Genomic DNA, 22,002 nt, shown 5'->3' with positions numbered 1-22,002 from the left:
AACTCAAAGCCAGAGAATTATCACAACATGGCATTCCGGTAACAAATATATATGTTAATCAAACACCCTTAATTCCAAATATTCTTCTGATTTTATTGCTAAAAGATAAAGAATCATTATTTTTTTGATGTTTTTTATTTAAATTTATAGCCGAAAAAATATTTATTTTATCATTGAAATTCAATTTCCCAAAATAATTTATAAAAAAATCTTCCGAAAAAGGAATTTTTATATAATTTTTTCCAATTTTGTTAACTTCCGCACTAATTATTCCGTAATCAACCTCTATATAATCACAGTCATAAAAACAAAAACATTTTCTTTGTTCAATATTTACAACAACAGGAGAAAATCTACTATCTTCAAATGGTGTCTCTGACCAGAAAAAACCCGAAATCGAATAAAAAAAACTCATCATGTAACCATGCTTATTGAGAATAAGAAATAAATCCTTACTTTCTTTATATGGAATAAAATCATAAACAAAAGAATAATAATTTTTATATACATTTTTATCATTAAAATAGATCTGATTTTTAATACATATTTTTGATTTTTCAGAAATAGTAAATTCAAGATAATAGTTAAGTATATTCTCAAGTATTTTTTTTGTAGATAATGGACTTCCCTCTTCCAATTCAGCACGAATCACAGAACTTATGATTTTTCTTTTTTCAAGATAATATAATGATAAATGACCTATACCCGGAAGAATTACTGTATTTATTTTATTTAAATATTTATCTATTAAATAAAATGTCTTGACGTCATCCTTAATCGATAAATCAAGTATTACTATAAATTTATCTTGTTTCTTTGGCGAAAGATGTGATATTTTAACGTTTTTAAGGCAATAATTTTCTATGTAACTGCTGTTTAATTTATCGAACAGTAGCCTCTCTTCACTATCATTTAAATTCATTTCGCTTTCTGATAAAGACAAATATGGGCTACATACAATACACAAGTCCACTTCTATATATGTTGAAATATAAAATGCAAAAAATCCTCCCATAGAATGACTAATTATTATTATGCGAGAAAAATTACTTAGAAATTTTTTTAGAAAATCAAGCGCAGATTCAGTGGAATTATTTATGAAGAAATCTCTTTTTTTATTAGTTATTCCCAAAATATTGAAATCTTCAAAACTATCCTCTAATAGAATATATTTATCAGCTTCATCTTCATGGCCTATACCGCTTATTGATATGATAATTGTATCTTTTATACTTTTTGCCGTTAAATTTCCTCTTGAAGGAGAAAAATTTATTGACATAAAATCATTATGGAAAATCATATTTTCTCCATTTATAAAATAAATATTGATATTATTATTTAAATAATCATTAACAATGATATAATTAAAAATTTTATTTATGCGATTTATGTAAAGATTTATGAATATCCGGCGTATTCCATAAAATGCATTATTTCTTTTTGATTATATTTGTATCTGAATCTTTCTAGATTTAGAAACGATCGTAAGGCAATCGAGTTTCTTAAAACTAGTCCATGAAAATATTTTTATTTAAATCCATGCCAATGGAAAATGGCCTCATTAAAATCCTAAATCACATGCTATCAGTTACGAGTCAAACATGAATGCTCGATTCTTTTTGGCTGCATAAGATACTGTGCACTAATTGGTATGTTATAAACACTTAAATAATAGAAAGTATATTATAATAAATACACTGTAATTTTAAATACTGATAAATTTTTCTTCACGCCTACACCACTATTGGTTTGAGCAATCAGACATCGTATAGGTCTTAGAATCTATTTTTAATCACTTATTTAAATATATGTATAAACAATTTATTATATAATGAGTGAAATTCGATATTTATTTAAGTTATTTTTATTTTGTTTATGATATAAAAATAACTAATACAGATCTGCTGCAAGGGGCATCCAGGACTTTCCTGCGTGACGCAATTGCCGAAACCGGAGACACTTCTCGCTCCCAGTAGCTTAAGAGGCGACATCGCAAAAAAGATCGCATATCACGCGTCTCATTTTCGATTTTCCGCAAGACACGCTCTTGTTTGAAATCGGCCTTTAATTGCTGAGTATTCTTTTCCAAAGTCGGCCATCTGCCCGGAAATTATTTCGGTGGAGCCATGCGGAAAAATTATAGAGCCGCCAATGTCATTATGACTAGGCTCAGCCCCCTAAGGGGAAAAATCATTAAATTAGATTGAAGAGACCTGGTGGAGAGAGTTGGATTCGAACCAACGTAGGCGTACGCCAGCGGATTTACAGTCCGCCCCCTTTAGCCACTCGGGCACCTCTCCGGGTCGGCGGTTCAGATATGGCGGATTGACGGCTATGTCAATCGCCTGTTGTCGATTATATGCTTTTTATGGCCAGAAGATCTCCCTCCCGTTCCGCCCCCGACCGTTCCACGGATCGCTCCTCCCCTCCTTCCGCACACGCTGAGCAGCCGTCCCGCTCCTCCGGTGAGCGCTCTGGCGGCCGCGGTGGCCGTTCCGGTCGTGGCCATGCCGGCAATTCCGGTTCCGGCTACTGGATTTATGGGCATCATGCCGTACAGGCGGCTCTCACCAATCCTGAGCGGGTCATCCATGATTTTCTGGCGACGCGAGAAGCTGCGGCGTCTTTTGAAGGTGCCTCACACAAGCCGCAGATCGTGGACCGTGAGCGCCTCGACAAGCTGTGTGAGCGCGATGCCGTGCATCAGGGTGTCTGCCTGCGGGTTGAACCTCTGGAGACACTTGCCATTCCCGATATCGTTGAACGGACAGGACCGGTTCTGGTGCTGGATCAGGTGACGGATCCGCGCAATATCGGCGCCATTCTCAGATCTGCCGCGGCTTTCGGCGCGGCAGCCCTCCTCGTGCAGGATCGCAATGCCCCCCAGGAAAGCGGCGCCATGGCGAAAGCGGCCTCAGGCGCGCTGGACGTCGTTCCCATCCTGCGGGAGGTCAACCTCTCCCGCGCGCTTCAGGCTCTTCAGGCCGAGGATTTCTGGGTTGTCGGCCTGGATGCCGGGGGCACACGACTGGACGGAAAGGGGTTCGCCGGACGGCGTGTGGCACTGGTTCTCGGGGCCGAAGGGGCCGGACTGCGCCGCCTGACGCGCGAGACCTGTGACGAAATCGCCAGCGTTTACATGCCCGGCGACATGGAGAGCCTGAACGTCTCCAATGCTGCGGCCGTTGCGCTGTACGAACTCGTGCGGCCGGTCTGAAAGACAATCCGGGAGCGACGATGGCTCCCGGACGCCTACAGGGTTCAGTTGGGGCCAGACGTCGCGGACGGGTAGTCGATGTATCCTTCCGGCCCCTGACTATACCAGGTCTTCATATTGTCCGGCTCAAGCGTGATGCCGCGCGCAAAACGCTCCGGCAGGTCGGGATTCGAGATGAACTTCCGACCAAAAGCGATCGCATCGGCATGACCTTCTGCCAGAGCTTCCTGCGCCGTCTCGAACGTATAGTCCTGATTGAGAACCAGCGGACGGGTAAAGACCTTGCGGATCTGCGGGGACAGTTTGGGCTGATCCGTTTTGCCGAAAGTTCCGTCCGGGCCCGGTTCGCGCAGTTCGAGCCAGGCCACGCCCAGATCCTGAAGCAGTTTTGCGGCCGGCACAAAAACCGTTTCCGGTGCGCTGTCGATACAGCCCTGCGTATCGCCATTCGGTGACAGGCGAACACCTGTGCGTTCTGCGCCGATCGCGCCAATCACACGTTCGGTCACTTCACGCAGGAGCCGGATGCGGTTTTCCGGCGAACCCCCATAGTCATCGGTGCGAAGATTCGTCCCGTCCCTCAGAAATTCGTCAATGAGATAGCCATTGGCCGCATGGATCTGCACACCGTCGAAACCCGCACGGATGGCGTTGTGTGCCGCGTTCTCGTAATCGTTCAGGATGCGGCTGATATCGGCGGCATCAATGGCGCGTGCCTGTTCGTAGGGCTTTTTGCCTTCATAGGTATGGACCTCACCCGGAGCGGTCGTCGCTGAGGCCGAAACGGGCTGCGTTCCCGTGACGGAAGAATGGACCATCCGCCCCATATGCCAGAGTTGGCAGACAATCTTACCGCCTTTGGCGTGAACCGCGGCCACGATCGGCTTCCAGGCCTCCACCTGCTCATCCGACCAGATGCCGGGGGCAAACGGCCAGCCCAAACCCTCGCGGGAAATACCCGTGGCTTCGGTGATGATCAGTCCGGCACTGCTGCGCTGGGCGTAGTATTCCGCCATGATCGGCGTCGGAACGGCATTCCTGTCGGCGCGCGCACGCGTCAGCGGAGACATCAGAATCCGGTTCTTTGCGTGAATGGGACCGAAATCAATCGAATCGAACAGCGTTGGCATCCTGTTTTTCCTTCAATGGACTGGTCATCATATTGTTCGACAAAACTCGAACAAAGCAAGTGTTGCGATAAAACTTTAGGAAAGGGATAAGATCTCATGGCTGCCTACGACCATCCTGACCCCGCGACATTCGAACTGATTCTGGTGCTGCGCGCACTGGCTGATCCTGCGCGTCTGGACATCGTGCGACATCTGGGCCGGGTCGGAGAGGCCAACTGCGCCACGCTGATCGGGACGCGGCCCAAATCCAGCATGTCGCACCATTTTCAGGTCCTGCGTGAAAGCGGCGTCCTGCGAACGCGCATTGAAGGCGTCCAGCACCGAAATTCCCTGCGCTTTGAGGAGCTCGACGCACGGTTTCCCGGGCTGATGACGGCCATTCTGAACGCGGCCTGAGGACAGCTTCAGTTCGTGCGCCAGATTTCTTCGTGAATGCAGGTGGCGAAAATCAGCCATGCTAAAAACGGCACCTGCATCGAGGCGGCCTTGCAGTCCACCTTGTGCGCCACACAGATCGAGGCCCCGGACGTCATGATCAGGCCGACACAGATGGCCAGACCCGTTCCAAGCTGTCGTTTGCGGAACACGAAGAACGGAAAGCCTGCCACACCGGCAACACACAGGGCCCAGAGGATCAGCGCTACCGTCCGGCAACAGGACTTCTCGGCCCGCAGAAGCCGATAGCCCGACCAGGCCAGAAGCCCGTCCAGAATCGTCCAGACGATGCCATAAACCGGACCGGGCGGATTGAAATGCGGCTTGTTCAGCCGGTCGTACCACCGGCGGGTAGACGCATCATCCGCCGGGCTGATTTCACGCGAGGCGTACTGCACCCCAAAAACCGTGCCGACGGCCAAGGCCGCATCAATCAGACGTCCCATTATCCGGTATCCTTTTTGAATCCTGCCGCCTTAACGCGGAAACACGGCGGCAGGTTCAGACCGGTCAGGGCGAAGACGGCGCGGGCGTTCCGAAATCCAGTTCGGCGGCAATCTTCCCGGCCTCCGGGTTCCACAACAGCACCCGGTCACTTCCGGCACCGCTGAGCGTGACCGCCATCAGACCGTCAGGGCGCGCCGTAACCGCGGTAATGTGCTCGCCCGCACCAAGCGGAAGAGCCAGACGTGAGAAGCCTCCCTCCACCAGCGGCACGGTTGCCGTGACGCTCGGGCGCGGATGCAGAAAGCGGTAGGCAATCACGCCGATCAGCCCGAAAACGGCCGCGATAATCAGCACGCCCATCAAAATTACAGCGGCCAGAAGCGCTTTTGGTGTCTGCGACTCGCTGTTCGCCATTTCCTCGGCTACACCCTGTGTCATGTCTGATCCTGCTTCCCCATTCCGTCTTGTTGTCGATGCGTCCACGGCTGGCCAGAGGGCCGACCGCGCGCTGGCGGACGCCATCGGCACGGTTTCACGCTCCCGGGTCAAGGCCCTGATTGAAAGCGGCAGCCTTTCCGTCAATGGAAAGACGGTCTGCGAACCGGCGGAAACACTGCGTGACGGCATGGACCTGCTGCTAACCTTCCCGGCCCCAACCCCCGCCCGGCCCATCGCGGAACAGATTCCGCTCACTATCCTTTATGAAGACGACGACCTGATCGTGCTCGACAAGCAGGCCGGTCTCGTCACCCATCCGGCCCCCGGAAACGAGACGGGCACGCTGGTCAACGCCCTGCTCGGCCATTGCGGCGAAGGATTTGAAGGCATTGGCGGCGAGAAGCGACCGGGAATCGTGCATCGTCTGGACAAGGACACGTCCGGTCTGATGGTCGTGGCCAAAACGGCGATGGTCCATAACGCGCTGTCCGAAGCGTTTGCCGCCCGTGACATCGACCGCGCCTATCTGGCCCTCGCCTGGGGTCTCCTGCCCTCTGAAGGCGAGTTCGACGGAAATATCGGCCGCGACAAGCGGGATCGCAAACGCATGGCGGTCGTGGGCAGTGGCGGCAAGGTCGCCCTGACACGCTTCAGGCTGATCGAACCCTATCAGGCCGCCGTCTCCCTGATCGAATGCCGCCTCGCCACTGGACGGACCCATCAGATCCGTGTTCACCTTTCGAATGCAGGCCATCCCCTGCTCGGCGATCCGGTCTATCTGCGCCGGATTCCCGGGGCAGCGCGCGGTCTGTCACAGGATGCGAAGGACGCTGCGCTCGATTTTTCCCGTCAGGCGCTTCATGCGACCCGACTCGGATTTATCCATCCGCGGACGAAAAAACAGCTTTCGTTCGAAACTGCCCCCCCTGAAGACTTCCAGGCCTTGAAAAAGCGACTGATCGGCTAAACCTTAAAAGGCTATTGACTTTTTTGGCTGAGCCTGTCATAAACCACTCATCCGACGAGCTGACGCGCCGCCGGAACGGATCGTACCACCAGAGGTCGCCCAGTCCGGGGGCTGACGGTCGGGGACGTGAAAGTCCTTCCCAATGCGTCACCTGGGTCAGACGGAACTATCCCGTCGCCGGTCCGTATGAGTCTCCATCTCATCCGGATGCGGGTTAAGCCCCGGGCGAAAGGAGTCGAAGACCATGGCATCCCCAGCCGTCATTTCAGTGGGTCCCGAGAACAATCTCACCCGCTACCTTCAGGAAATCCGCAAGTTCCCCCTGCTGACCCCGCAGGAAGAGCTCGATCTCTCCCGCCAGTGGCGCAAGAACGAGGATACGAGCGCGGCCCATCGCCTCGTCACGTCCCATCTGCGCCTCGTAGCCAAGATCGCCATGGGCTATCGTGGCTACGGCCTGCCGGTGAACGAACTCATCAGCGAGGGCAACATTGGCATGATGCAGGCCGTCCGCCGGTTCGACCCGGAACGTGGTTTCCGCCTTGCCACCTATGCCATGTGGTGGATCCGTGCCGCCATGCAGGAATACATCCTGCACAGCTGGTCGCTGGTGAAGATCGGTACGACTGCTTCGCAGAAGAAGCTGTTCTTTAACCTGCGTCGTCTGAAAGGGCAGATGCAGGCCATTGATGATGGCGATCTGAAGCCGGAGCAGGTCAACTCGATTGCGACCACTCTGGGCGTGCCGGAACAGGACGTCATGTCCATGAACCAGCGTCTGGCCGCGCCGGACCACAGCCTGAACGCGCCCCTGCGTATTGATGGCGAGGGCGAGTGGCAGGACTGGCTCGTGGACGACCACGAGAACCAGGAACAGACCTACGCTGCATCCGAGGAGTTCACAGGCCGCAAGGCGCTTCTGGATCAGGCCATGATGACGCTGAATGAGCGTGAGCGTCATATCCTGAGCGAACGTCGCCTGAAGGAAGAGCCTTCCACGCTGGAAGACCTTTCCCATCACTATAACGTCTCGCGCGAACGTATCCGTCAGATCGAAGCCCGCGCCATGGAGAAGCTCCAGAAGGCCATGGCGGCTGAAGTCGAACATCGCCGCCGCGAAAACGGGCTTCAGGCCTGAAGCGACACATCACAAAAACGCCCGTCGGGATATCCCGGCGGGCGTTTTTTGTGACAGACTAACTGAACCATACCTGTCCTGCATCATCTAACATTTCAGAAATAGGGCGTCTGGTCAGGCTTTGAGGGTGACAGAAGCATCCCCGCTGGACGCCCGCTGCGAATGGATTCTCCCGTAGACGGTGGTGCCGGCGCTGTCGGCGGCTGGTCGTAAGCCTGACAGCCCGCAAGACCACATAATAGAAGGCAGGCGGAGAGCACTCTTTTCCACATCGCCACTTCTCCATAAAAAAGGCTGGGAAGGTTTCCCCTCCCGGCTTTTTTCAGGTGAGCCCCAGATCGTGGCCCGCGGAACGAAGAACCTCGATCCCCGGAAGAATCTTGCCTTCCAGCCATTCGAGGAAAGCCCCGCCAGCGGTGGAGACATAGGTCATCTTGTCTACAACGCCTGCATGACGCAGGGCCGAGACCGTATCGCCACCACCGGCGATCGTCTTGAGCTTGCCTTCTTCCGTCAGCTGCGCGGCATACTGCGCAACCTCGACCGTTGCCTTGTCGAAAGGCGCAATCTCGAACGCACCCAGCGGCCCATTCCAGACCAGCGTCTTGAGCGTATCCAGACGCTCGCGGATCAGCGCGACCGTGCGCGGACCGGCATCGAGAATCATGGCATCGTCCGGGACTTCGCCGATCAGGCAGGTCTCGGTCGGGACATTGGCCTTGAACTCGCGTGCCACGACCGCATCGACGGGCAGAATGATCTCGCAGCCTTTTTCCTGCGCGAGATGGGCGATCTTGCGCGCCGTCTCGTGCATGTCGGCTTCCTGCAGGGACTTGCCCACATTCATGCCTTCAGCCGCCAGGAACGTGTTGGCCATCGCCCCTGTGATGAACAGCGTGTCCACCTTCTCGATGACATTCCCGATCAGGTCGAGCTTCGTCGAGATCTTGGAACCACCAATGATCGCACCGACCGGGCGCTCCGGGTTCTCCAGAGCAGCCGACAGCGCACTCAGTTCCGCCTGCATCAGACGCCCGGCAAAGGACGGCAGATCCCGTGCCACGCCTTCGGTCGAGGCATGGGCACGGTGTGCGGCTGAAAACGCGTCGTTGACGAAAATGTCGCCATTCTGTGCCAGAGCCTTGGCGAACGCCGGGTCATTGGCCTCTTCACCCGCATGAAAGCGCGTGTTTTCGAGAACGATGATGTCCCCGTCCGCCATCGCACCCACGACGGCTTCCACGGTCGGACCAACGCATTCGGCCACGAAACCGACCGGCTGGCCGAGGATCTGACCGAGCTTCAGCGCGATCGGACGCAGCGACAGAGCCGGGACGACCTGCCCCTTGGGGCGGTCGAAATGGCTGAACACCACGACGCGCGCACCTTTGTCGGCCAGTTCGCGGATGGTGGGCGCGACCCGTTGCAGGCGGGTATCATCGGTGATGACGCCGTCATGCATCGGGACGTTGAGGTCGGCGCGGACCAGCACGCGCTTGCCGCGTGCGTCCACACCATCAAGGGTGCGGAAGGCCATCACTCAGAGGCTCCCGAACAGGGCTGCCGTATCGGCCATACGGTTGGAGAAGCCCCACTCGTTGTCGTACCAAGAGCAGACGCGCACCATCTTGCCGCCATTGACGAGGACCGTCTGCGTCGCATCGAAGATCGACGACGCCTTGTCATGGTTGAAGTCGGAGCTGACGAGCGGCGCCGTGTTGTACTCGAGAATACCCTTCAGGGACCCTTCGAGCGAAGCGGCACGGATGGCTTCGTTGACGGCTTCGGCGGAAGCCGGAGCGCGCGTCGGGACGAAATCCAGAGAAACGACCGAGACATTTGGGGTCGGAACGCGGATGGAGGTTCCGTCCAGCTTGCCCTTCAGATGCGGCAGAACCAGACCGACGGCCTTGGCAGCTCCCGTGGACGTCGGGATCATGTTCAGCGCGGCGGCGCGGGCGCGGCGCGGGTCCTTGTGCAGGGTATCCACCGTGCGCTGGTCGCCCGTGTAAGAATGGATCGTGACCATGTAGCCACATTCGATCCCGAAGGCCTTGTCCAGAACGGAGGCCACGGGCGCCAGGCAGTTCGTGGTGCAGGACGCGTTGGAAATGATCTTCATGTCCGGCGTCAGGACATCATTGTTCACACCGAACACGATCGTCGCATCAACGTCTGTCGCGGGAGCGGAAATGACGACGCGCTTGGCACCGGCTTCCAGCAGGGCCGAAGCCTTTTCGCGGGACGTGAAGAGGCCCGTGCATTCCATCGCCACATCGACGCCCTGGAACGGGACCTGTGCCGGGTTGCGCTCGGCGGATACCGTGATCGGACCATAGGTGCGGCCATTGGCTTCGATGATCAGGCTGTTGCCCTCGGCGCGAACGGTTCCAGGAAGGCGGCCATGCGTGCTGTCATAAGCCAGAAGATGCGCGTTGGCCTCGACGGAACCCAGATCGTTGATGGCGACAACCTCGACATCCGTGCGACCGCTCTCGATGATGCCACGCAGCACCAGCCGTCCGATCCGTCCGAAACCGTTGATCGCGATTTTTACAGCCATGACCTGCCCTACTCCGTTTCTTGAAAACTCGGGCATCCTCCATAGCACCGCCACAGCAGAGCGACAGGGGGCATCAACAGTTTTTCATTAAGTTGACTCTATAATCTTGCTCAAACCCTCCGTTCCTGCGACGGTTCCGCGCGATATGGCACCATTCGTCCGACATTTCCGTTCGCAGCGGGGTTTTGTCCCGCACTCAGCACTCCTGATGGGTGGGCTGCTTCTGGCAACCCCCCTGCTGTCAGGGTGCAAGCTGCTGGACCAGCGCACGTTCAATCCGGACGCAGGCAAGCCCCCTCACCCCTTTATCCCGCCCGCGCCTCCGGGACCGCCGCCGCACGCTCCCTTCCTGTCCATTCCGGACGGCACCCCGGAATCCGAGTACGGCCCCATTGTCGAACGCGCCGCGAAAGCCGCCCTGTCGCGCAAGGCAAATGTCCTGTTCATCGTGCAGGCCTTCGCGCCGCCCCAGCCCAGCCCGGATACGCAGGCACAGGCGCTGACGGATGTGACCGACCATCTGGCAGCGGGCGTTGCCGCCCATATCGAAAAGGCGGGCGCCCAGTCCATCCAGATCGAAATGCATGCGATGACTGACCCGTCGGCCACAAAACCCTTCGTCCGCGTGGACGTGCGCTGAGCTTCCGCTGTATGCGAGCACTCCTTTCAATCCGGCGGGCACTGCATCAGGTGGTTTTGGTTCCAAATTGACGCACGATTGCTCCGGCTGCTACGGATTTTAGGGTTGCTCAGGAAAAGAGGTCCGAGGCCATGTCAAGAACAGACGCTCTGCTTGCCCTGACAGGAATTTCCGGTGTCATCAGCGGTTACATGGGACATATGACTGCTGCCGAACTGGCGCTGGGCATTCTGTATGCAGGTTTCATACTCCGCCTCGGTCAACGGGGCGTTCGAGGCCAACTGACCCTCTTGACCTATATTCTCGCTCTGAACACCGTGCTGTTAAAGGGCCATGGGTATGGTCGCCTGGGTCTGTGCCTGTTTCTTGGAGCCATGGTCATCGCCGTTTTGCGGATGACCGGAGCACTCCGCAAAACGTCCACCCCCTGAGACTCTCATTCCTTACAGCAGTCGGGTAAGCAGCAGGCCGATGGCTGCGCCAGTCGCAAGCAGGATCAGCCCGTTGCGCAGGCGTGTTCCGACCGATGCCCGTTCCGGCACGACATCCAACGCCACACTGTCCCGGAGCGCAGCCATTTCTTCCTGCTGCGCACGGGCTTCTTCCTGTTCCTGCCAGATCCGGCCGCTCATACGACGGATGTAGTGTCCGGCATCGGCGGGCGTTGTCGCGGCATGATCTACAACGCGCTCGGCGAGCGTACGGTTGGCCGTATGACCCAGCCCCAGAACGCGGTGCGCCGAACAGACGGCCAGCGCTTCCATCACCTGCGGGTTTTCAAACACCACGAAATCTGACGCATCTCCGCCCCCGCGGATCAGGACGATAATCTCCTCCCGGCAGGTGCCAATCGCTTCTGCCAGACGACCGGGATCGTTCATGGCCGTGGGCAGGCTTCTCACACGTTCCGGGCGCCAGGCTCCCCCGAGCGCCTGAAGGAAGTCTTCCGCCACCAATGCGCTTGAGGCCGCTGAATGGATCAGCAGAAGGCGCGCTTCCGGTCGGGCAGGATAGGGATGCGAGGCGCAGGGCAGCCCCCGCAGAACATCCAGCAGGGATCGCTCGACGCGTTCGACCTTCTGCCGTGCCGGATCATGAAGCTCAACAGCCACTGCCTCGAAACGCAGCACAATCTGCCCCCGGTATTGCCGCGCCCGCAGCATGCCGGTCACATGGACATGATCGCCAGGCCCGACACCCGCCCGCGCCAGAACGGATTTCTGCACTTCCAGCGACAGGGTGGTGCCGAACTGTGGGTCGGTCAGCGGAAGCTGGTAATATTTGGGATAGGAATTGGGCGCGGCATCGCCAAGCTGCCCGGCCACGATCAGCGGGAAGCCCCAGTCGTCGAAAGCAGCACAGATTTCTTCCAGCCGCGCAGAGAACAGGTCCTGTACCTGTAGCGGAGAAAGAACCATCAGTGTTGTCGTGTCTCCTGCCCCGGAAGATGAGCGGGAGCGTCTCGGAAAAGCGTCCATCCGTCACCATATGGAGAAAGAACAAATGTTCTTACAGGGGGCTTGCAGGCTCTCACGCGATTTTTTGCCTGTTTTTCAGAAGGTTGTGGATTAGTGAGCCGTTTCACCCCCCAGGATCTCTTCGAACGTCTCGCCCGATCCCGCTTCCGCTCACGCTTTCATCTGGACGATCAGGCCCGACTCTATCTGGAAAACCGGGGCCTTGACGCTGTCATGGATCATGGAGCGACTTTCGTCGCCGAACGCCTCGCACCCGCACACCCGCAGCGCGATGGCAAACAGACGCCCATGCGCGGTCATCCGGTGTTCATCGCCCAGCATGCCACGGGAACCTGTTGCAGAAGCTGTCTGTCCAAATGGCATGGCATGGAGCCGGGAAAACCCCTGACGACCGAGCAGCAGGAACAGATCCTGCGGACTCTCCGAAGCTGGATCGAGCGGGACTTCGGACAGGCCGTTCCCGGAAACCCGGCGCAGGGTGTGCTATTATAGAAGTGTCGTCTCCGGATCCGGAATATAACTTTACTCGGAATTAAGAAATATTCCGATAAATAACAGGCTCTTATTGAAGATAATTATTTCGGATTATCCACAAAAATAATTGCGAAACGTGCTTTTCAGGACAGAATCATGAAAATAATTTCTCTTTCCAATATTATCCTTTCCTCCGCCTTGCTGCTCCCTGCCATCGGGCAGGCCTGCTCAAGTCTGGCGATTACAGATAACAAAGGCCATGTCTTTCATGGACGCACGCTGGAATTGCCCGAAGACCTGCCGTCATGGCTGACTTTTTATCCGGCGCAGACGGCATTTCAGAAAAAATCACCCAACGGCAGTGCCGGAGCACATTACAAGTCTCTCTATCCCATCCTGGCGATTACAACGCCCATCTATGAGGATGGCGACGACCATAACATGCTTGAAGGGATGAACGGGGCGGGCCTGTCTTTCAGCGCCAATATGGTGCCGGACGCCACGCTTACTCCGCTTGCGGAGTCAGACTACCGGGAGTCCATCCCCGTGACATCGCTGGGGGAATGGGCACTGGCCAATTTCGCCACCGTGGATGAGGTCCAAAAGGCCGTTGATCAAGGGCATTTCTGGTCCCCCGTCCTGGCCAGACTGGGAGGTGTGAAATCGCCTTTCCATTTTGCGTTTTACGACAAGAACGGCGGAAGCATCGTTGTAGAAGCGCTCAATGGAAAATTCCATGTTTATGACAACCCCACCAAGGTCATGACAAACGGACCGGATTTCCCGTGGCATCTGCAAAACCTGAACAATTATACACAACTGACCAATCAGGACAGATCATGGGCCATTCTGGGAAGCATCAAGGTCGTCCAGCCGGATAGCGGAATTGCGGCTTCGGATCTGCCCTCCTCCGACACTTCTGTAGGGCGCTTCATTCGTGGCGTTTACTACACCAGCTATGCACCCGTGGCCCAGTCATCGGGGGATGCGATCAATATTCTGGCGCACATCATGAACCGGTTCGACCGCATGAAAAACATTACCACCGATACACTGGGCGGCGAGACACAGAAGGCGTCCGGTAAAACCGTTTCCGAATATACTGTCTGGACGGCACTCTCTGACCTCAGCGACGGGGCGATGTTCGTTCGGGGATACAAGGATATCAGTTACAGGAAATTTTCACTCCAGACGTTTCATGACACACCAAAACCGGTCTTTGAAAAAATCAACGACCGGGATCTGGGGGTGCCTTACTAAGTCATCAGTCCAGTCGGCGCCGTGGAACAAAGCGTTCTGCGGCGAAGATCAGCAGCAGCGCGCCGGCGCCGAGAATGATCTGTGAGCGCGTTTCGGGCTGGATCAGCATGGCGATCAGCGTACATGCGATCAGCACCAGCGCCGCATAGGCCTTCCAGGACGACTCCCGCACCAGTTTCAGACGTCCAGCCACAATCATGGTGTTGTTGAACACCATGAAGCCGCCCGTCAGACTGACGAGCAGTCCGAAGATCAGGGTTGGCGACAGTACAGCCACAGCCGCGACGAGAACGGAGGCCAGCGCACTCACCAGAATGGCCCGGCGGGGAAGTTTCGTGGATGTATCCACCGTCAGGAACAGCCCGGGCGCAGACCCGGATTCCGCCAGTTCATACAGAATACGCGACGTCACATAGATCCCGGAATTGAGGCTGGACAGCGCCGCCGTCATGACCACGACCGCAAGGGCCACGTCCGCAAACGGCACGTGCAGGCGGTGCAGCACCAGCAGGAACGGCGAATAGCCCGGTACGACATCACTCCATGGCACCAGACAGAGGACCAGCGCGATCGAGACGATGTAGAACCCACCGATCCGCAGCGCGATGGAGCGCGTGGCGCGGACGATGTTCTGTTCCGTATTGTCGGATTCTACGGCTGCAACGGTGGAAATCTCGCTGCCGCCCATGGAAAACAGAATGGTCGGGATAACCGCCAGCAGTGCCAGCCAGCCATGCGGCAGCAGGCCGCCATGCGCGAACAGGTTTTCATGCACTGGAACAGGGCGGCTCAGCAGCGCCCAGATGCCTATTCCGATAAAGCAGACGATCGCCAGAACCTTGATGGCCGAGAACCAGTATTCGAATTCCCCGTACCCTTTGACGGACATGAGGTTCACGCCCGTCATCAGGGCCATGATAAGCACCTCAATGACGGCATAAGGCAGCGGAATATAGGGGGCGAGCATTGTCGCGACCGCAATGACCTCCACTGCAATCGCAATGATCCATGTCAGCCAGTACGCCCAGCCCGCGACAAAAGCCGCCCGTGCTCCGAGCGCATACTGGATCTGCCCCAGAAATGAGGCCCGTCCCGGCACTTTCAGCGCCAGATCGCGCATCATCAGATTGACCAGAAACACCAGCGTTCCGGCCAGCGCATAAGAGAGCAGGACCGCAGGGCCACCCAGCGAGAGTGCCGCGGACGCCCCGATAAAATATCCTGCCCCGATCACCCCCCCCAGGGCGATCATGACGACATGGCGCGTACGCAGACTGTGGGCAAGCTGGTCGGGCTGGCTCATGGACAAAAAACTTCCTGCTATGGACGGGATGGGCGTTTCAGACCGGAAGGTCCCTGTTGTCCGCCAGGGTTTCCATGGTCATGTATGACGTGATGGCATCGAGTTCCACCTTGCTGATGATCTGCTGATACACACGATCGAAATCGTTCATGTCGCAGGCCACCACCTTCAGAAGATAATCGTATTCGCCCGCGATCCGATAAAAATCAACTATGTTCGGTATCGAACCGACAACCTTGCGGAATGTCTCGAACCATTCCCGCGAATGATGGCGCGTGCGCATCAGCACGAAGACCGTCAGGGTCAGGCCCAGCGCGGTCGCATTGAGACGGACCGTATCGTGAGCGATCACGCCATCCTCACGCAGGGCATTCAGCCGTCGCCAGCAGGCATTCTGCGACAGCCCGACCTTTTCGGCGAGTTCACGCTGCGAGGGCGTGCCTTGCTTTTGCAGGATTCTTAGGATCGCCCTATCCGTTTGATCGAGTTTTCTGGCCATATCGCATCATATGACCACAAAAAGGATTTTTCATCCTCAAAAAAGAAGCGGTTTTTACTCATTCCATCGGTCTATCGTTCCTTCATCACGCAGGGCCATCACGGACGGGGAAAACATCGCGCCATGGAAACGATCGGCAATCTCGACAACAGCACCGCCATTCTTGAACAGTTCGAGCAGTCCCTGCGCAGTAACGGGCTGGCCGCGCTTGCCAAGGGCGTGATCGGCGATGGTGCGAAATTTTCGACGCCGTTCGGTACGCAGTCCCTGCTTTACGCCGATTATGTCGCCTCAGGCCGTGCGCTGAAGCAGATCGAGACGTTCATCATGGACGAAATCCTGCCGTTCTATGCCAACAGCCACACCGAAGCCTCCTTCTGCGGCGCCTACATGACGCGCCTGCGCAACAGCGCCCGCGCAACCATCGCGCAGCTGTGCCACGCCCCCTCCTCCGATTTCACGACCATTTTCATGGGCAATGGCGCGACGGCAGGACTGAACCGTCTGGTGCACCTGCTGGAAATCCCGGCTCTGTGTGAGGCTGGCAAGCGGCCGATCGTCTTTATTGGTCCCTACGAGCATCATTCCAACATCCTGCCCTGGCGCGAGAGCGGTGCGGAGATCGTCGAAATTCCTGAGGCGGCGGAAGGTGGGCCGGACCTGAATGTTCTGGAACAGGCCCTGAAATCCTGCCCGGCAGATAGTCTGAAAATCGGCTCGTTCTCAGCAGCTTCCAACGTCACGGGCATCCTGACGGATGTGAACGCCGTCACGGCCCTGCTCAGGCGAAATGGTGCCCTGTCGATCTGGGACTATGCCGGAGCCGGACCGTACTGCCCGATCGACATGCAGCCCGGAACGCCGTTCGAGAAAGATGCTGTCGTGGTTTCCTGCCACAAATTCATCGGTGGCCCTGCGGCTTCGGGCATTCTGATCGTGCGCAACGCCGCGATCTCGCGCACGCTTCCCGTTCTTCCGGGCGGAGGCACCGTACGGTTCGTCTCGCCGTGGAACCACGACTATTCCGCCAATCTCGCATCCCGCGAGGAAAGCGGCACGCCGAACGTGATCGGGGACATCCGCGCCGCGCTGGCCTTTATCGTCAAGGACGTCATTGGCGACGCCTACATGGCGCAGCGCAATGCGGAACTGCGCGCCCGGGCCGTAAAAGCCTGGAGCGGCAATCCCGCCATCGAAATTCTGGGGCATCCGACCGCTGCCGCGCTTCCGATCTTTTCATTCCGGATCCGCGATGTGAAGAACAACGTGTTCATCCATCAGCAGCTTTTCACACGCATGCTGTCGGACCGTTACGGCATTCAGGTTCGTGGCGGCTGTGCGTGTGCAGGCCCTTACGCGCACCGTCTGCTGGGAATTGACGAAGATGAGTCCGATCAGATCCGCAGCGCCATCCTGTCCGGGCAGGAAATCGAGAAGCCCGGCTGGACGCGCCTGAATTTCAGCGTGCTGATGGATGACGGCAAGGTCGAGCGTATCCTCAACGCGGTCAATGAACTCGCCAGCAACCCCTGCGAAACCGCCGCCCAGTATGACTGCGACATCACCACGGCGCGTTTTCGTCCGAAGGTTGCAGCCTGAAACAGGCTTGAAATCCGTCCCGTCGCAGGTCAACGTCTTCATTGCATAAACGTTATGGGACGCCTGCGATGAGACGGTGGATGGGTGTGTGGGCCGCAGGGCTTTTCCTCGCGCTGGGCGGATGCGCGGCTGAAGGGCCCCTGCACCCGGCGACCGGGCGCCAGTTTTCGGCTTATACGCTCGAAATCGGCTGGACACCCAGCCTGCACCGGATCGGCAATACGAACCGCACCGATACTCTGACGGTTCCGGCCCAGACCCTTTATCTATGGGCTTTCAGGGGCTCTATTCCGCAGGATCTTCAGAAAACTGGCGAGTCAGCCGATGACTGGCGTGATCGGGGGTGCCGGTCCTACGGTCCAATTCACTTCCCGCCGGTTGTCCTCTCGCCTGCCCTGAGAAAAGACATCCTCGCCCTGACGCCTGAGGAAACGGACAAATTGCTGAGCTGGGACTATCAGGTCCGTGCGGCGTGTCTGGGCTTTGCGCAGGAGGATTTCTTTGAGGAAGCGGCGCGAACCTATACCGCTTTCAGCAACAGTCCAGCTGCAGCCATTCTGAGGGGAAGTGCAGGAAAGACGGTCCGTCGTGACGCGCTGATCCGCGACCTTGCCGCGTCTCTGGGGAGCCATCGGAGTGAGGCGATCCGTCTGCGGTGCGCGACAGATCAGACATCCGGAAAGGCCGTGTTCGACCGGGTCTATATCGGCATCCGTGCCCGGCGGCTGGCGCTTTTTCCTGCAGCATCCTCGCTCGCGGATGAACCGCCCACGAGCGCGCCCTGCCCGGAAAGTTTTCTTATTCCAGCACCCTGATCTCAGAACAGATAGGCGATCTTCATGTAATAGGCGTTCGTCTCCGGCACGTTCCGTCCCTCGACGGAATGAGAATAACGTGGCGTGAACGACAGGCGTTTGGTGATGTAGAACATCGCACCGACGCCAAGTGCTGTTTCGCGACTGCTCGAATTGGCGACCCAGAGGTTGGATGTATTGTCGTGCATACCGCCGCTGTTCTGCCAGTCGAGCGAAAAGAACGGCTCGAAGCGTGATGTGGCTTTCCAGCTGAAACGCAGGTTCGTGTAGAACACGTTGCCGGGTGAATAGCTGTGCTCGCCGTTGCGGTGTTTGGTGGAACTCACGACGCTGCCCAGATCGCCATCGAAGCTGAAATGCTTCCATTCATAGTCGAAAATGATGCTCGACAGGTTGGCCCAGTAATGCATTGCCATGGAATCCCGCGTGCCTGACGGGGTCTCCATGAAGGTCTGGATGCCGAGTGTGCTGTGTTTGTTGGGCTTGAACCAGGCTGCCGGCCCTACAATCGTCGTCCCCAGACCACCCCAGTTCTGCCCGTTGGCCAGAGTATAGGCCTCGGACTGGATCAGCTCGAACGCGAAACTGACATGGGGGATCGCGTCGAAGCTGCGGAAATGCACGTATTTCGTCATGCCGCTCCAGGTGTGACTGCCACCCCGCGCCCGGCGCTGGCCGCCACTGTCATAGACCGATCCGGCGGCGTTTCCATCACCGTACTGTACGACCACGTTGAACGGCTTGAAGTCCACCGGCAGGTCGTATTCGTGCGGGCCGATAATGGCCAGGGGAATATCCGCGGCATGAGCGGCAACGCCCGGAACGAGAGCAACAGCAGGCAACCAGGCTGTCAGGGCACCAAGGCGCACTCCGAGCGTGAATTTGCGACGCATGACGTGAATTTCCATAGAGATTGAGCGGGAGTGTGGAGCGTGTCCTCAGGGGGACACGCTCCGTCCGTAAGCGGATGCTCAGTGCGCGGCGGCGCCCTGGTCTCCGTTCAGGCTGTAAGCGATGATATAATCACCGCTGCGGGTGCCAAGGCCCCCATGACCACCGGCGGCGATCACAACATACTGCTTCCCATCAATTTGATAGGACATCGGTGTTGCCTGTCCGCCTGCAGGCAGACGGTCCTGCCAGATGACCTTGCCGTTCGACATGTCGAAACCACGCAGGTAATCGTCGGCCGTCGCCCCCATGAAGGACACGCCGCCCTTCGTCAGGACGCTGCCACCGATGTTGTACATCCCGGTCGGAAGCGGGAGGTTGTTATGCGTCCGGAAAGGACCCGTGTCGCGTGTGGTGCCGACGGGGTGCTGCCAGACGATCTTCTTCGTCACCAGATCAATGGCCGTGATCTTGCCCCAGACCGGTCCCTTGCAGGGGATCTGAAGCGGGTTCAGCCACGGGCTGGTATAGGCGATGTAGGGCGTGCCGTAGTCCGGGGAAACGCTCAGCGCATCGCCCTTGGCTTCAGGCTTGTCGCCCTGACCGTTCCACTTCGGCAGAATGCCGGAATTTTCGGCCTTCTGACGCTTCTCCAGACGGATCCGGAACGGCAGGTAGCTCGCATTGGCGATCAGCAGTTTGCGCTGCGGGTCAATGGAAGCACCCTGCCAGTCAACCACACCATAGAATGCCGGATAGACGATCGTCGTCTTGCCAACATGCGGCGGCGTGAACTGACCTTCGTAAGCGGACTGACGGAACTGGATGCGGCAGATCATCTGATCCAGCAGCGTCGCACCCCACATGTCGCTTTCCTTAAGGTCCGGCGGCGTCAGGGACGGCAGACCGACAGCGAAGGGCTGCGTCGGGGAGACATGGTCATCCGCTGCAACACCCGCGGTCGGAACCGGACGTTCCTCGACCGGGTAACCCGGAACCGGTTTGCCGGTACGACGGTCCAGAACGAAGAACTCACCGCGCTTCGTGCTCTGGATCAGAGCCGGAATGTTCTCGCCATTCGCGCCGGGCAGATCGACCATGGACGGTCCGATGGCCAGATCCATGTCCCACAGATCGTGATGCACGGTCTGGAAGGTCCAGCGGCGCTCACCCGTCTCGACATCGAGAGCAATCGTGGCGCTGGAAGTCGCGTCGTCGAACGGACGGCGCGAGCCACCCCAGTTATCCGGCGGCGAATTGCCCATCGGCAGGTACAGAAGACCCAGATCCGGATCAGCCGTGTAAACGCCCCATGCGTTCGGGGTGTCACGTGTCAGCTCGTCGTTCGGGCCGGGCTTCCAGTTTTCCGGATTATGACCGGCATCCCAGGCCCATTCGATCTCGCCGTTGATCGGGTTGAACGCACGGATTGCACCGGAGGGCTCGAAATTCGCCTGGTTGTCAAAAATCCAGCCACCCAGAACCACGCGATCCTTTACCACCAGCGGCGGAGACGTCACGAAGTGGAAGCCATGCGGCACATGACCGAGATACTGGCGCAGGGAAATGAAGCCGTGCTCGCCGAAATCTTCGCAGGGCTTGCCGGTTTCAGCATCAACCGCCAGAAGGCGTACGTCGCCGACCGGGGAGAAAATGCGCTTCTGGCAGGCCTTTGAGCCATCCGGAGCCGTGTAGTCGTCCGGCGCCTTGTAGAAAGAGACACCACGGCAGGCCAGATAGACGTTCGCAGCCAGATCCTCGGCAGCAGGCTTGGGATCGAACTTCCACTTCACCTTGCCCGTCTTGGCATCGAGCGCCATGACCCAGTTATGCGGCGTGCAGAGATAGAGCGTGTCATCGACCTTGATCGGGGTGACTTCAAGATTGAACTCGTGGCCCTGATCGGGACCTGCAACAACGCCTTCATCCGCCTTCTGGACGTCACCCGTACGGGTCACCCAGGCGCGCTTGAGGTTGCTGACATTCGCAGGCGTAATCTGGCCCAGCGGGCTGTAGCGGTCCCCACCCACAGTACGGCCATAAGCCGGCCAGTCGGCGTCGGGCGTGTCCTTGGCCGTGAGGTCGGACTGGTTGGTTGCGGCCATACGGTCTGCGGGAAGCGTGCCGTTGATGGAGTAGGACGTGAAGCAGCTTGCGATAATCGCAACCATCGCGATGACGGCCGAGCCGAGAAGCTCGCGCTTGTCCGAAACCCAGTTCTGACCGGTCCGCCACACCCATGGCAGCAGCATCCAGGCCGCGATGCCGACGAGCGTGAAGAGACGGACTTCCAGTCCCCAGATGTCGAACCCGACTTCAAGAACGGACCAGATGGTCGCCACCAGCAGGAGCGCGGCATAAAGACGCGCGGCCAGCAGGGGATTCCTGAAGCTGACACCCGCAGCCGCAAGCATCACAAGGCCCAGAAGGGCATAGAACCACGAACCACCGAGAACGAGGAGATATCCCCCCCCTCCCAGCAGGAAAAGCCCGACAACTGCGAGCAGGATAGAGGTTAATGGAGACATTACCCTCTGGAGTGAAGCAGACATGACACCTCGTTCTTGCGAAAAACGAAAACCATTCTCTCTGAAATGATTTGTCTTTCCTGATCATCGGCGGAACGCGATACCGTTGGCGCTCCGTCATGGCTGTGACGGACGGGACAGCTCTGTTTGTGCATCAGGAGCGGCAGTGACCGGCGCTTG

At 56.8% G+C, this 22,002-nt stretch carries 21 protein-coding genes and 1 tRNA gene; 10 read left to right on the top strand and 12 right to left on the bottom strand.

Going from position 1 to position 22,002, the window contains the following annotated elements:
* Window positions 1-58: 58 nt before the first annotated feature.
* Window positions 59-1,300 (bottom strand): hypothetical protein, encoded by a 1,242-nt coding sequence (locus GAL01_RS15435; RefSeq protein WP_145995602.1) that lies wholly within the window; start codon window positions 1,298-1,300, stop codon window positions 59-61.
* 914 nt (window positions 1,301-2,214) lie between these two features.
* Window positions 2,215-2,300: transfer RNA gene (locus GAL01_RS03700), tRNA-Tyr, on the bottom strand.
* 68 nt (window positions 2,301-2,368) lie between these two features.
* Between GAL01_RS03700 and rlmB the strand changes: the two genes are divergently transcribed.
* Window positions 2,369-3,217: a 23S rRNA (guanosine(2251)-2'-O)-methyltransferase RlmB gene (gene rlmB, locus GAL01_RS03695; protein WP_174694436.1), complete on the top strand. Its 849-nt coding sequence runs from the start codon at window positions 2,369-2,371 to the stop codon at window positions 3,215-3,217.
* A gap of 44 nt (window positions 3,218-3,261) precedes the next feature.
* Here the strand turns inward: rlmB and GAL01_RS03690 are convergent, their stop codons facing one another.
* A complete protein-coding gene (locus GAL01_RS03690; RefSeq protein ID WP_062029404.1) occupies window positions 3,262-4,347 on the bottom strand; it encodes an alkene reductase in 1,086 nt (361 codons plus the stop codon).
* 96 nt (window positions 4,348-4,443) lie between these two features.
* Between GAL01_RS03690 and GAL01_RS03685 the strand changes: the two genes are divergently transcribed.
* Window positions 4,444-4,743, top strand: coding sequence for an ArsR/SmtB family transcription factor (locus GAL01_RS03685; RefSeq protein WP_062029406.1), 300 nt, complete (start codon window positions 4,444-4,446; stop codon window positions 4,741-4,743).
* 8 nt (window positions 4,744-4,751) lie between these two features.
* Here the strand turns inward: GAL01_RS03685 and GAL01_RS03680 are convergent, their stop codons facing one another.
* Window positions 4,752-5,228, bottom strand: coding sequence for a TspO/MBR family protein (locus GAL01_RS03680; protein ID WP_062029408.1), 477 nt, complete (start codon window positions 5,226-5,228; stop codon window positions 4,752-4,754).
* Between the two features lie 64 nt (window positions 5,229-5,292).
* On the bottom strand, window positions 5,293-5,667 hold the full coding sequence (locus GAL01_RS03675; RefSeq protein WP_062029410.1) for a hypothetical protein: 375 nt from the start codon (window positions 5,665-5,667) through the stop codon (window positions 5,293-5,295).
* Between GAL01_RS03675 and GAL01_RS03670 the strand changes: the two genes are divergently transcribed.
* Window positions 5,666-6,634, top strand: a complete 969-nt coding sequence (locus tag GAL01_RS03670; RefSeq protein ID WP_062029413.1) for an RluA family pseudouridine synthase — start codon at window positions 5,666-5,668, stop codon at window positions 6,632-6,634. The two genes, GAL01_RS03675 and GAL01_RS03670, sit on opposite strands and share 2 nt — an antisense overlap.
* 244 nt (window positions 6,635-6,878) lie before the next feature.
* Complete coding sequence (gene rpoH, locus GAL01_RS03665) at window positions 6,879-7,772, top strand: RNA polymerase sigma factor RpoH (RefSeq protein WP_062029416.1); 894 nt, start codon at window positions 6,879-6,881, stop codon at window positions 7,770-7,772.
* A 322-nt stretch (window positions 7,773-8,094) separates the two neighbouring features.
* Here rpoH and GAL01_RS03660 read toward each other — a convergent pair whose 3' ends face one another.
* Window positions 8,095-9,309, bottom strand: coding sequence for a phosphoglycerate kinase (locus tag GAL01_RS03660; RefSeq protein WP_062029418.1), 1,215 nt, complete (start codon window positions 9,307-9,309; stop codon window positions 8,095-8,097).
* A gap of 3 nt (window positions 9,310-9,312) precedes the next feature.
* Window positions 9,313-10,335 carry a type I glyceraldehyde-3-phosphate dehydrogenase gene (gap, locus tag GAL01_RS03655; RefSeq protein WP_099253085.1) on the bottom strand — a complete coding sequence of 341 codons (1,023 nt, stop codon included), beginning with the start codon at window positions 10,333-10,335 and terminating at the stop codon, window positions 9,313-9,315.
* Window positions 10,336-10,441: 106 nt separating this feature from the next.
* Between gap and GAL01_RS03650 the strand changes: the two genes are divergently transcribed.
* Together GAL01_RS03650 and GAL01_RS03645 are read left to right on the top strand one after the other, a co-directional pair.
* On the top strand, window positions 10,442-10,975 hold the full coding sequence (locus tag GAL01_RS03650; protein ID WP_231878089.1) for a hypothetical protein: 534 nt from the start codon (window positions 10,442-10,444) through the stop codon (window positions 10,973-10,975).
* 131 nt (window positions 10,976-11,106) lie between these two features.
* A complete protein-coding gene (locus tag GAL01_RS03645) occupies window positions 11,107-11,406 on the top strand; it encodes a hypothetical protein (protein ID WP_062031057.1) in 300 nt (99 codons plus the stop codon).
* Window positions 11,407-11,418: 12 nt separating this feature from the next.
* Here the strand turns inward: GAL01_RS03645 and GAL01_RS03640 are convergent, their stop codons facing one another.
* Window positions 11,419-12,393 carry an exodeoxyribonuclease VII large subunit gene (locus GAL01_RS03640; RefSeq protein ID WP_231865382.1) on the bottom strand — a complete coding sequence of 325 codons (975 nt, stop codon included), beginning with the start codon at window positions 12,391-12,393 and terminating at the stop codon, window positions 11,419-11,421.
* A gap of 153 nt (window positions 12,394-12,546) precedes the next feature.
* Here GAL01_RS03640 and GAL01_RS03635 point away from each other — a divergent pair, with 153 nt between their 5' ends.
* Both GAL01_RS03635 and GAL01_RS03630 read left to right on the top strand, forming a co-directional pair.
* Window positions 12,547-12,945: a DUF4186 domain-containing protein gene (locus GAL01_RS03635; protein ID WP_062031053.1), complete on the top strand. Its 399-nt coding sequence runs from the start codon at window positions 12,547-12,549 to the stop codon at window positions 12,943-12,945.
* Between the two features lie 138 nt (window positions 12,946-13,083).
* The gene (locus GAL01_RS03630) at window positions 13,084-14,187 is read left to right on the top strand and encodes a linear amide C-N hydrolase (RefSeq protein ID WP_062031051.1); all 1,104 of its coding nucleotides are present in this window, start codon (window positions 13,084-13,086) and stop codon (window positions 14,185-14,187) included.
* Window positions 14,188-14,191: 4 nt separating this feature from the next.
* Here the strand turns inward: GAL01_RS03630 and GAL01_RS03625 are convergent, their stop codons facing one another.
* Both GAL01_RS03625 and GAL01_RS03620 read right to left on the bottom strand, forming a co-directional pair.
* Window positions 14,192-15,490 carry an amino acid permease gene (locus GAL01_RS03625; RefSeq protein ID WP_062031050.1) on the bottom strand — a complete coding sequence of 433 codons (1,299 nt, stop codon included), beginning with the start codon at window positions 15,488-15,490 and terminating at the stop codon, window positions 14,192-14,194.
* A gap of 37 nt (window positions 15,491-15,527) precedes the next feature.
* Window positions 15,528-15,989: an Lrp/AsnC family transcriptional regulator gene (locus tag GAL01_RS03620; protein ID WP_062031049.1), complete on the bottom strand. Its 462-nt coding sequence runs from the start codon at window positions 15,987-15,989 to the stop codon at window positions 15,528-15,530.
* A 123-nt stretch (window positions 15,990-16,112) separates the two neighbouring features.
* Here GAL01_RS03620 and GAL01_RS03615 point away from each other — a divergent pair, with 123 nt between their 5' ends.
* On the top strand, window positions 16,113-17,588 hold the full coding sequence (locus tag GAL01_RS03615) for an aminotransferase class V-fold PLP-dependent enzyme (RefSeq protein WP_062031048.1): 1,476 nt from the start codon (window positions 16,113-16,115) through the stop codon (window positions 17,586-17,588).
* A gap of 80 nt (window positions 17,589-17,668) precedes the next feature.
* On the top strand, window positions 17,669-18,403 hold the full coding sequence (locus tag GAL01_RS03610; RefSeq protein WP_062031047.1) for a T2 family ribonuclease: 735 nt from the start codon (window positions 17,669-17,671) through the stop codon (window positions 18,401-18,403).
* A 2-nt stretch (window positions 18,404-18,405) separates the two neighbouring features.
* On the opposite strand, the gene GAL01_RS03605 is transcribed toward GAL01_RS03610, so the two are convergent.
* A complete protein-coding gene (locus GAL01_RS03605) occupies window positions 18,406-19,296 on the bottom strand; it encodes a transporter (protein WP_062031076.1) in 891 nt (296 codons plus the stop codon).
* Between the two features lie 78 nt (window positions 19,297-19,374).
* The gene (locus GAL01_RS03600) at window positions 19,375-21,846 is read right to left on the bottom strand and encodes a membrane-bound PQQ-dependent dehydrogenase, glucose/quinate/shikimate family (RefSeq protein WP_062031046.1); all 2,472 of its coding nucleotides are present in this window, start codon (window positions 21,844-21,846) and stop codon (window positions 19,375-19,377) included.
* Window positions 21,847-22,002: the final 156 nt, after the last annotated feature.

It is taken from the genome of Gluconobacter albidus, assembly GCF_002723915.1.
Taxonomy (GTDB): domain Bacteria; phylum Pseudomonadota; class Alphaproteobacteria; order Acetobacterales; family Acetobacteraceae; genus Gluconobacter; species Gluconobacter albidus.
The sequence above is the reverse complement of the archived record's forward strand: the minus strand, read 5'-3'. Positions and strand labels throughout refer to the sequence as shown.